6 protein-coding genes are annotated in these 10,474 nt (G+C 70.5%); 2 read left to right on the top strand and 4 right to left on the bottom strand.

Features of this window, described 5'->3' with window-relative positions; translation table 11 throughout:
• Positions 1 to 175: 175 nt before the first annotated feature.
• The 3 genes from DTL70_RS01760 to DTL70_RS01770 all read right to left on the bottom strand — a co-directional run bounded on the left by DTL70_RS01760 (position 176) and on the right by DTL70_RS01770 (position 5,527).
• The gene (locus DTL70_RS01760) at positions 176 to 1,978 is read right to left on the bottom strand and encodes an IucA/IucC family protein (protein WP_425470298.1); all 1,803 of its coding nucleotides are present in this window, start codon (positions 1,976 to 1,978) and stop codon (positions 176 to 178) included.
• 269 nt (positions 1,979 to 2,247) lie between these two features.
• On the bottom strand, positions 2,248 to 2,868 hold the full coding sequence (locus DTL70_RS35045) for a GNAT family N-acetyltransferase (protein ID WP_114020039.1): 621 nt from the start codon (positions 2,866 to 2,868) through the stop codon (positions 2,248 to 2,250).
• A gap of 481 nt (positions 2,869 to 3,349) precedes the next feature.
• Positions 3,350 to 5,527 carry an IucA/IucC family protein gene (locus DTL70_RS01770; protein ID WP_245978912.1) on the bottom strand — a complete coding sequence of 726 codons (2,178 nt, stop codon included), beginning with the start codon at positions 5,525 to 5,527 and terminating at the stop codon, positions 3,350 to 3,352.
• Positions 5,528 to 5,861: 334 nt separating this feature from the next.
• Here DTL70_RS01770 and DTL70_RS01775 point away from each other — a divergent pair, with 334 nt between their 5' ends.
• Together DTL70_RS01775 and DTL70_RS01780 are read left to right on the top strand one after the other, a co-directional pair.
• Entirely contained in the window at positions 5,862 to 7,085 is a 1,224-nt protein-coding gene (locus DTL70_RS01775; protein ID WP_114020030.1) for a trypsin-like serine peptidase, read from the top strand.
• A gap of 147 nt (positions 7,086 to 7,232) precedes the next feature.
• A complete protein-coding gene (locus DTL70_RS01780) occupies positions 7,233 to 8,444 on the top strand; it encodes a trypsin-like serine peptidase (protein WP_114020031.1) in 1,212 nt (403 codons plus the stop codon).
• Positions 8,445 to 8,600: 156 nt separating this feature from the next.
• On the opposite strand, the gene hflX is transcribed toward DTL70_RS01780, so the two are convergent.
• Positions 8,601 to 10,097: a GTPase HflX gene (hflX, locus tag DTL70_RS01785; RefSeq protein ID WP_114020032.1), complete on the bottom strand. Its 1,497-nt coding sequence runs from the start codon at positions 10,095 to 10,097 to the stop codon at positions 8,601 to 8,603.
• Positions 10,098 to 10,474 lie beyond the last annotated feature (377 nt).

The raw sequence follows: 10,474 nt of genomic DNA on the forward strand, positions 1-10,474 counted from the left end.
CGCGTCGAGACACCGTCCGTCCTCCCGGGCGATCGAACCTCCGCCCTCGGTCACGATCACGGCACCTCCCTCGGCCACGATCGGGACGCCGCCCACGGTCACGATCGGGACGCCACCCTCGGTTGTGATCCCCGGCACTGCCCCGGGGCACGCGGCGCCGCCATGGCGCCCGCGCTCAGTGCAGGGGGTTGCGCACCGTCCCGTACACCGCGGCGTGCGGTCGTTCGGATCGGTCGCGGTAGCCGTCCGTGTGCAGTCGGTTGCGGTTGAGGCAGAGCCGCTCGATGCGCGGGGTCAGCAGGTCGAAGGTTTCGAAGCGGGACTTGAGCTTCGGAAAGCGCTCCTGATAGCGATCGATTTCCGCCCGGACGAGTGACCAGAACGTCTCTTCGGAGACACCGAGTTGGGCTTCGCACAGCGGGGCGAGGAAACGGAAGACGCCGACGAAGAGCGCGGAGTGGATGAACTGGGTGAGGAATGTCGGCGGCTCGCTCAACAGGACCTCGCGTACCTGAGTCGGCATGGAGTCGAACTCCGGTACCGGCTCGGCGCTCACGTTGACGTCGTCGACGAAATCCTTGATCGCCAGTCGTACGGGTACGTCCCGTTCGTCGAAGACGACGATCGCGTTCTCTCCGTGCGGTGAGAAGACGGTCCCGTAGCGGTAGAGAAAGTGCAGCAGTGGCGGCAGCAGTGCGGCGAACAGGTGCGTGAGCCACACCCGGGGCTCCAGGCCGGAGCGGCGGACCAGTTCGGCGGTGAGGGCGCGGCCGCGCGCGTCGGCATGGATCAGGGAGGCGAGGGTTCTGGCGCGCTCCCCCGGCGCGAGGCTGGGGATGAGCGGCTCGCGCCAGATGCAGCCCAGCAGTTCGCGGTACTGGTACGGCGCCTGGGCCAGCGCGTCGTACACGGGGTGCGCGACCGCCACGGAGGCGACCTCGCCCAGCAGGATGACCCGGCACTCGTCGGCGAGGAAGGGGTCGCGCTCGCACAGTCCCTGCACCCAGCCGGTGACGGACGGCGCGGCGAGGGTGCGCTCGGTGGGCAGGCCGCGCCACACCAGTGTGTTGAGGATGGCGAGCGGCAGTTTGACGGTGTGCCGGTCCGGTCTGGTCGTGTTGAGGAACGTGCGGATTGACTGCTGGGGCAGACGCAGGTCGCCATCGGTGGGGAGCGGAACGATCTGCTGCGCGGCCAGCTGCGGGGCGTACAGCGGGGCGAGGGTTTCGTCCCACTGCCACGGGTGAACGGGCATGCACAGGTAGTCCTCCGGTGCCAGAGCGCGGGAGCGCAGACACTGGTGGAAGGCGGCGATGGTCTCGCCGCTCAACTCGCGTGCGTACAGCCGGTGTGCGTCGGCCAGCCGGGGGACGCCCCGGTACGCGGCGAGGCTCCGGTGCACCGCGATCCACGGGAGGGGCCGGGCGGTGCGGGCCTCAGGTGCCCAGCGGCCGGTGTCGTGGGCGGAGAATCCGATCCGCCCCTTGTTGGCGACCAGCCAGGGGTGTCCTGTCATGTGGCCTTCCAGCTCGGCGTAGCCGAGGTCGGCCAGTTCCGCGACGGACAGTTCGGAGGCCAGCAGTCCGGCGTCGGCGGTGAGCGTGGCGGTCAGTTCGCGGATGTAGTGGCTGGTTGTCTCGCCGGTCAGTCCGAGCAGTTCGCGAGCGCGGGCGACGAATCCCAGCGGGTCCAGCTCGGGGTCCAGCGAGGCGGGATCGACGCTCCAGTGACCGTAGGCGCCCCGGCCGGCACGGAAGCGGACGGTCAGATCGTCGTCCACCGCGAGGGTGTAGGAGCCGGGCGGCGCGTCGGTCGCGGGCTGCGGCTGGAGGATCTCCTCGTAGGAGAACTCGGCGAGCATCTTGGCGAGGAGCCGTCGAGAGGCACGGCGGAAATGGTCGGGGCCTGCGTCGAGCCCCTCGGGGACGGCTAGCGGGGTCACGTCCGAGGACGAGGGGACAGCGGATTTTCGGGACACGGGAGTTGCTCCTTGGGGGAAGCGAGGACGAGTAGAGCGGGAACAGATGAGCGAGGTGGTGCGGGAGGGGGGTGGGGGCGCGAAGACGCCGGCGCGGACGCGGTCGGGTCACTCGCAGAGGGCCGCTGACGGACGCGGGGGCGGCGTGAGGGGCTCGGGCGACTCAGTCCGCTCGGGGGAGGACGGACAGCGCTGCGGAAGGCTCTGTGGTGGACGCACAGCGCCGTCTCCGAGAGCGGGAGGGGGCTTCCGGAGCCGCGCGCGCCGCCTCAGAGCACGTGACGCAGCGCGCGGTCCCGCACCATCAAAGCGGCGCGCTTGGTGGGGAGCTGCACTTCGTCGCTGTACCGGAAGCCCGCACCGAGGAAGGCCGCGATGGAGGGGGCGTTGCGCACGTCGGGTTCGGCGAGTACGCGTGCACAGCGGGGACGCTGCGCCAGTACCAGGTCGGCCACCGTACGCAGCAGCACGGTGCCCAGTCCCCTCCCCCGGTGCGCCACTCCTCCGATGAGCAGGTGCAGCCCGGTGTCGTGGGGGCGGGTGCGGCAGTGCCGGGCGAGCGGGTCGAGGTCCGCGCGGTAGAGCTCCCAGTAGCTCATCGGGGTGCCGTCGAGGACGCCCAGACAGGGAACGCTGCGGCCGTCACCCTTCAGCTGCGGGCGCAGGTGCGCCTCGGTGACGTGTTCGGGCCCCGCCAGCTCCCAGAAGGCCGCCACAGCCGGATCGTTCATCCAGGCACAGACCAGCGGGAGATCACGCGGGAGCCGGACGGGGACGAGTTGGAACCGTCCTGCCCCGGTGACGGCCGCGGGCCAGCGAGCGGGCGCATCGAGCAGGTCGTCCCGCGACGCGGCACTGGATCCGCGCCCCGACGTCGCGGCGCGTGGCATGACCTGAGCGGGGTCGCGCACGCCCACACCACCGCCGGTGTGCACATCAGCGTGGGGATGCGCGCCACTGCGGGAGTGCGCCCCCTCGTATGCGCCTGCGTCACCGTAGCCATGCGGGCGCCCGGAGCCATACGGGCGCCCGGAGCCATACGCGCCGCCGGAGGCATGCGCGCCGCCGGAGGCATGCGCGCCGCCGTGTGGCTGCGCGCCGCCGAGCGCGAGTTCGCGGTCGTAGGCATCGCGCTGGGCGATCAGTTCGGGCCACCCTTGGGGGAGTTCGAGGTCGAGGGTGTCCTCGGCGTCGTGGTCGCTCAGGCCGACAGGGTCCTCGTCGCTGCTGGGAGAGCCGGTCTCCGCCACGCCGACGGTGTCCGCGCCCGGGTCACCGCCGGCACAGGAGGTACCGGCGAGAGGTGCGGAGCCCGGCTGGGGGTGCGGCATGGCAACGTCTCCTCTTCTGCGAGGGCCACAGGCCAAGGGGTCATGGGACGAGTGGGTTGTCGAGGGCGACGTACACGGACTGGGAGTCGACAGGGCCGACCAGCTCGTCGAGACCGTGCAGCCGGGTGAGCAGGTTGGCCTTGCAGCGCAGCACGGGAGACTCCAGCAGCAGCGCCGGCAGCCCGGAGGCGGGCTCGTCCCGTGCGACGTGCCCCAGGAAGCGACGGAATGCCGCGAACAGCACGTGCTCGTCGGCCAGCTGCTGGGATCCGAACGCCCCGATGAGACCGAAGACGTTGTTGATGCCCAGGTAGTAGGCGAAGCGTTCGTCGGTGACGTCGTCGGCCACGAACGTGTCACTGGCCACCCCGAGCTCCGCGCCCGGCAGGCGGCGGGTGAGCGCGTCGCGGTGGGACACACGGAAGTAGTAGCCCTGGTTGTCACGGTAACGTCCGCCTCGCGGCCACCCGTGCGTGTCCAGCAGGACCAACGTGTTCTGCTGGTGCGCCTCCAGGGCGATTCCCGCGTGCGCGTCCAGCCAGAGGACGGGTCGTACGACGGTGTCGAGGTAGCGCAGGAACCACTCGGTGGCCACCGCGCCCGGAGACCTTCCGGTGCGCCGCGCGAGCGCGGTCACCAGTGCGCCGAGCCGCGACCGAGGCGTGCCCTGCGTTCCGTGAGGACTCGGGACGGGCGCGGTCAGTCCCGCGAGACAGACGGCGTCCTCGCCCGTCTTGAAGGGGTTGTGCCGGATGACGGTGTCGAAACCGGGCAGCCGTCCCTCACCCGGGATGTCCACCCCCAGCCAGGCGGGGTCCCGCACGACGTCGAAGCCGGGGTGGGCCGCGCGCCAGGCCGCGCCGATGTCACCGCGGAGAAGCCGGTGCACCTCGATTCCGCGCAGCAGTTCCTTGCGGAGGTTGTCGCGGCGCGAGTTGGTGATGCGCACCCCGAGGGACAGCTTGAGCATCGCCGGGCTGTCCTGCCGGAAGACCGTACGCACGGAGGAGGTGGGGTGCCAGTGTTCGCCGCTGTGCCCGAGGTCGTGCAGGAGGCCCGCCTCCGAAAGTGCCCGGACAGCGGCGTCACGTCGCACCTCACCGGCCTGCCAGGGGTGCAGCGGCAGGGGAACGCAGTCCGCGGGGAGCCGTTCGGCCAGCTCCTGCCCGCCCAGACGCCGCGCGAGGTCAGGGGCGGGGACGGGCTTTCCCCGGTCCGTCCAGGCGGAGTCGCAGGAGAGCAGGGAGCGGTGGACGGCCATCCAGTGCAGCGGGAAGCTGCCGCGCAGCTCTGGTGAGTACATCCGCTCTTCGGTCTCGGACAGACCCTCGCGGCTCTTGGGGGTGGGGTGCAGTGGATGTCCGAAGAGGAGGGCTTGTTCACCGTCGAGGAACGGTCCTGCCCCGGGTGGTGGTGCGGGATGCGTCCTGCGGTCGGCCAGGAACCGTGCGGTGCGCTGGACGGAGTCGGCTACCCGGCCGACGAGGGCGGCTCCCTCCAGCACGGGTGCGTCGTCCCTTGAGGCAGAAGTGCCCACCGGCGCGCGTTCCGGTGCAACGGCACCTCCCGACGGGAGGGTGCCGTCCGCCGTGGTGGGTCCCTGCCGCCCGAGGGAGTTTTCCTCCACAGGGACGTTTTTGTGCCCCTGTGCGACATGCGCTGCGCTCCGCCCATGAGTTTCTGTCCGGCAGGGCGCTTCCCCGTCTCGGGCCTCCGTTCCGCCCGTCCCATGGGCCGCCTCGCGTCCCAGCAGCGCCGCGAGGCAGACAGTGTCCACGGGAGCGGCGTCCCCGGGGGCGCCCTCCAGGTGCGGAGGGTCGAACCGGTGCCAGCCCGCAAGTGACCAGTGGCGTACCGGCACGAGGAGCGCGGTGCCGCTGGCTGGCAGCGGGACGCGCAGAACACCGTGCCGGGGACGGGCGAGGCCCGTCTCGCGTACCCAGCAGCGCAGCAGGTTCTCCGCCGCCGCCGCGTCGGCGGCTTCGCCCGGGTCGCGGCGTTGCAGGGGGTCGGGGGCGGCCGTGGCAGGCGTGGCAGGGCCGGGCGGGGGAACATCCGGCGAGACCGGCGTCGCAGGTTGTTGCTCGGGGGGCTCGGAGAGGTCGGAAGATGTGGAGGGTGCGGAGGGTGCGGTATTTCTGTGGATCAGGTCCTCGTGGTGGCCGGTACGACGCTCCTGTGGGGGCACCATGGGCTCGATCAGGCGGGTCGGCCACATACCGGCCACGTCCTTCGGGCCGTCGGCTCCGGAGCGCGCGTTCACGGGATCTCCTCAGCTGGTGTCGACTGGGCGCGCTGGGCAGCGCGCCACTGTCCCCCTACGGGACAACGAAGCGAACGGCGCCCGATCACGGGCGGGTTGAAGATCTCTTTCCGGATGGGCGCGTGCCGTGAAGCAGCGGCTGACGCGGCAGGCCGGAGCACGCGCCGGGGAACCGCGCACCCTGGTGTGCCCGTCCCGAACAACACCGGGCATAGTGGGGGCGCCCCACCCGGCTAGGTTCATGACAAGTCAACAGGCACGACGATCCACTTCAGGGGGAGTTTCAGCCATGCCATCGATAGCCAGGCCCGCACGGCGCCGTCCGGCGCTGGCCGCGGCAGCGGTCGCCGCTGTGCTGGCGGTCACCGCGACGGCTTGCGGCCCGGAGGAGGACAAGGCGGACGACAAGCCGAGTGCCACCGCCTCCGAGAAGAAGCCCAGCGGGGACCTCAAGAAGGACCTCGGGCTCCCGGACGACCTTCCCAAGGACCTGCCGACCTCCCTGGACGACCTGAAGAAGTGGCAGAACGGCGCCTGGAAGAACTGGGACAGGGACCGCTGGCTGAAGGAGGCCCAGGACTTCTTCAACCCGATCATCGACGACCTGTGGGACCCGGACCGCATGAAGGACGCGGACGGGAACGACCGCAAGGTCGACGACTCCGACATCGATGAAGGTCAGAGCGGCGGCAAGGACGGCACCGGCGAGGACGAGGGGGTCACCGACCCGACGCCGGACTCCGTCAAGGCGGCCGCGGTCAAGACGCCCTACACGCAGGACGACCTGCCCGTCGGCAAGGTCTTCATGGACACCCCCAAGGGCGCGATGGTCTGCTCGGGCGCCGTCGTCAAGGACCCGCGCAACCCGGGCAAGTCCAACCTCGTGGCGACCGCGGGGCACTGCGTCCACGGCGGCGCGGGCAAGGGCTGGTACCGCAACGTCGTCTTCGTGCCCGACTACAACCCGGGTGGCCTCTCGAACGAGCAGCTTTCGAGCGCCTCCAAGAGCGACGTCGCGCCGAAGGGCATCTGGTGGGCCAAGCGCGCCCGCACGACCGACCACTGGATCAAGACCGGTGCGGAGCGCGGCGGCAAGGGCGCCCAGCAGGACTTCGCCGTGCTGAGCGTCCAGCCGGAGGACAAGACGGACAGCACCTCGCTCGAGGAGAAGGCCGGCGGCGCGCTCAAGGCGTCCTTCAGCACGCCGCGCGTGAAGTCCCTCAAGAGCCTGACGGCCGTGGGCTACCCGGCGGCCCCGCCGTTCGACGGCGCGAAGATGTACCGCTGTGCCGACAAGCCCAGCCGCCTCACCATCGACCCGGCGCAGCCGACGATGTACCGCATCGGCTGCACGATGACGGCCGGCTCGTCCGGCGGCCCGTGGCTGGACTCCTCGGGCACCCGGCTGCTGTCGGTGACGTCGATCGGCCCGATCACCGCCGACTGGCTGGCGGGCGCACGTCTCGGCAAGGAAGCCAAGGGCGTCTTCGACGCGATCAGCCAGGAAGGCTGACGGACGGGTGGGCCGGCCCGCTGCGCCGGCCCACCCCCGCGGAAAGACCGACAGCGGAGTACGCGGACTCCACGCGATCCGCGGACTCGGCGGGTTCCGCGCACCTCGCGCATTTCTCGCACCACACCTCAGGGGGACCTCGAAAACATGTCACGCATACGCAGAAAAGGAAACGGGCGTCCGGTCCTGGCCGCCGCGGCGCTCGCCGCGACACTGGCTCTGACCGCCACGGCCTGCGGCTCGGGCGACGACGACGCCAAGAAGACGGACGCCAAGCCCGCCGCCTCCGACTCGGCACAGGACGCGGACGGTTCCGGCGGCGGGAAGGAGAAGATCGGCATCCCTGACAAGCTGCCGAAGGACCTTCCCACGTCGCTCAAGGACCTCGACTCGTGGCGCGACGGAGCCTGGAAGAACTGGGACAAGGACCAGTGGGTGCGTGGCGCCAAGGACTTCATCAACCCCTACCTCAAGGGACACTGGGACCTGGGCCGGATGAAGAAGGCCGAGGACAACGAGAAGAAGGTCCCCGAGAACATCGAGAGCACGTCCGGGGCTGCCAACACCGCGGAGCCGCGTCCGGTCAAGGCGGAGGCCGTCAAGACTCCGTACACCCGTAACGCCGCTCCGGCGGGCAAGGTCTTCATGGACACCCCGGAAGGACCGATGGTCTGTTCCGGCACGGTCGTGAAGGACCCGCGCCACCCGGGCAAGTCCAACCTCGTGGCGACCGCGGGCCACTGCGTCCACTCGGGCCGCAGCGGTGGCTGGCTGCGCAACATCACCTTCATCCCGGCCTTCAACGACCGGGGCCTGGACATGCCGTCGGTCAACAACGCCCCGCCGCAGGAGGTGGCGCCGTACGGCGAGTGGTGGGTCAAGTGGGCGCAGACCACCAACTACTGGATCCAAAAGGGTGCCAAGTCCGGTGGCGGCGGCTCTCAGCAGGACTTCGCCGTGCTCAGCGTCCAGCCGGTGAACAAGAGCGGCAAGTCGCTGGAGGAGACCGTCGGCAACGCCGTGAAGGCCAACTTCGACGCGCCCTCGCCCTCGCGCATCCGGGGCGTCAGCAACTACGGCTACCCGGCCGCACCACCGTTCGACGGCGCGAAGATGTACTCCTGCACGGACAAGCCGGGCGCGCTGACGATCGACCCGTCCGAGCCCGCGCTGTACCGCATCGGCTGCACCATGACGGGTGGTTCCTCGGGTGGCGCCTGGCTGATCAAGGGAGCGGGCGGCAAGCCCGAGCTGATCTCGGTCAACTCCATCGGCCCGCACCCGGCCACCTGGCTCGCAGGTCCGCGCCTGGGCAAGACGGCTGAGGCCGTCTTCGACGCGGCCAGCCAGAAGGGCTGAGCGGCACACCCCACGCACGCGCACATGAGGCTGCCCCCTCCCGCTTCGGAGGGGGCAGCCTCATGTGCTTCCCGGTTCCGTTCCGTCCGTCCCGTTCACCGTGGCGAGCGGGTCAGGAGCCGGGGCCGGCGAGTGGCCGTGGCCACTCGCCGGTCACTACCCGGCCGCCGTCATCTGGAAGGCGCGCAGCTCGGCCGCGAGCTCCTCGTGTACCCGGGCCTTGAGCAGCGTGCCGTTCTCGGTGTGCTCCTCGGAGAGGACCTCACCCTGGGTGTGCACGCGGGAGACCAGCTTGCCCTCGGTGTAGGGCAGCAGCACCTCCAGCTCGACGGACGGACGCGGCAGCTCGTCGTCGATCAGCTCCCGCAGCTCGTCGACGCCCTGCCCGGTACGGGCCGAGACGACCAGAGCGTGCTTCTCGGTGCGGAGGAGCCGCTGCAGGACGAGCGGATCGGCGGCGTCGGCCTTGTTGATCACCACGATCTCGGGCACGTCCTCCGCGCCGACATCCCTGACGACCTCGCGCACGGCCGCCAGCTGCTCCTCCGGCACCGGATGCGAGCCGTCGACCACGTGCAGGATCAGGTCCGAGTCGCCGACCTCCTCCATGGTGGAGCGGAACGCCTCCACCAAGTGGTGCGGGAGGTGACGTACGAAGCCGACCGTGTCAGCCAGCGTGTACGCCCGCCCGCTGGGGGTCTCGGCCTTGCGGATGGTCGGATCCAGAGTGGCGAACAGCGCGTTCTCCACCAGGACGCCGGCCCCCGTCAGCCGGTTGAGCAGAGAGGACTTGCCCGCGTTGGTGTAGCCGGCGATGGCGACCGACGGCACCTTGTTGCGCCTGCGGTCCTGCCGCTGCACATCGCGGCCGGTCTTCATGTCCGCGATCTCCCGGCGCATCTTGGCCATCTTCTCGCGGATGCGGCGCCGGTCCGTCTCGATCTTGGTCTCACCCGGACCACGGGTGGCCATACCGCCGCCCGCCGAGCCCGAGCCACCGCCACCCATCTGCCGGGAGAGCGACTGGCCCCAGCCGCGCAGCCTGGGAAGCATGTACTGCATCTGGGCCAGCGCGACCTGTGCCTTGCCCTCACGGGACTTGGCGTGCTGGGCGAAGATGTCGAGGATCAGCGCCGTCCGGTCGACGACCTTGACCTTGACCACGTCTTCGAGGTGAATGAGCTGCCCCGGGGTGAGTTCACCGTCGCACACCACCGTGTCGGCACCGGTCTCCAGGACGATGTCCCGCAGTTCCTCGGCCTTGCCGGAACCGATGTAGGTGGCCGCGTCGGGCTTGTCCCGCCGCTGGATCACACCGTCCAACACGAGGGCGCCCGCCGTTTCGGCCAGGGCTGCCAGCTCCGCGAGGGAGTTGTCCGCGTCCTGCGCCGTACCGGAGGTCCAGACGCCGACAAGCACCACGCGCTCCAGCCGGAGCTGCCGGTACTCGACCTCTGTGACGTCCTCCAGTTCGGTGGAGAGACCGGCCACTCGCCGCAGCGCCGCCCGCTCGGAGCGGTCGAACTGATCACCGTCACGGTTTTCGTCGAGCGTGTGACTCAGAGCGACGTCCTCTTCCATCAGGGCGTCGGCTCGGCGGTTCGTCCTGGAGATGCGCTGGCCGTTCTGTGGAAGGGAAGAGGAGAGGGTCAAGTGGATCCTTAGGGTCGAGAGACATTTCCGTATCCGTCACAACGCCCCGGAGCCGGGGAAGATTCCCCGGACGGCCCCGCTCTTGTGCCGGGGCCGCGCCGTGCCGCCGCGCCGTGCGGTCACCAGATGGTCGCACGGCGCAGCGACGGCGGCACCCGTATTTGACGCTCCTCGGCGGACGCTCTCCCTCGGCGTCCTTCCGTAGGGCTGTGCACCATCGGGGGCGGTGTGGCGCTGTCCTGCGCCTCTCTCCTTCCCCCCGTTACCGTTTTCGCGGTCCTGCAATGGGACTCCCGGCCTCCGGGTCCGGCATGGCTTGTCCCCCCTGTCGAACAGATGATCCGGGGGGTGGTGCCACCGGCCCTGGAGGCACCGTG

It is taken from the genome of Streptomyces diacarni (assembly GCF_003323715.1).
Classification (GTDB): domain Bacteria; phylum Actinomycetota; class Actinomycetes; order Streptomycetales; family Streptomycetaceae; genus Streptomyces; species Streptomyces diacarni.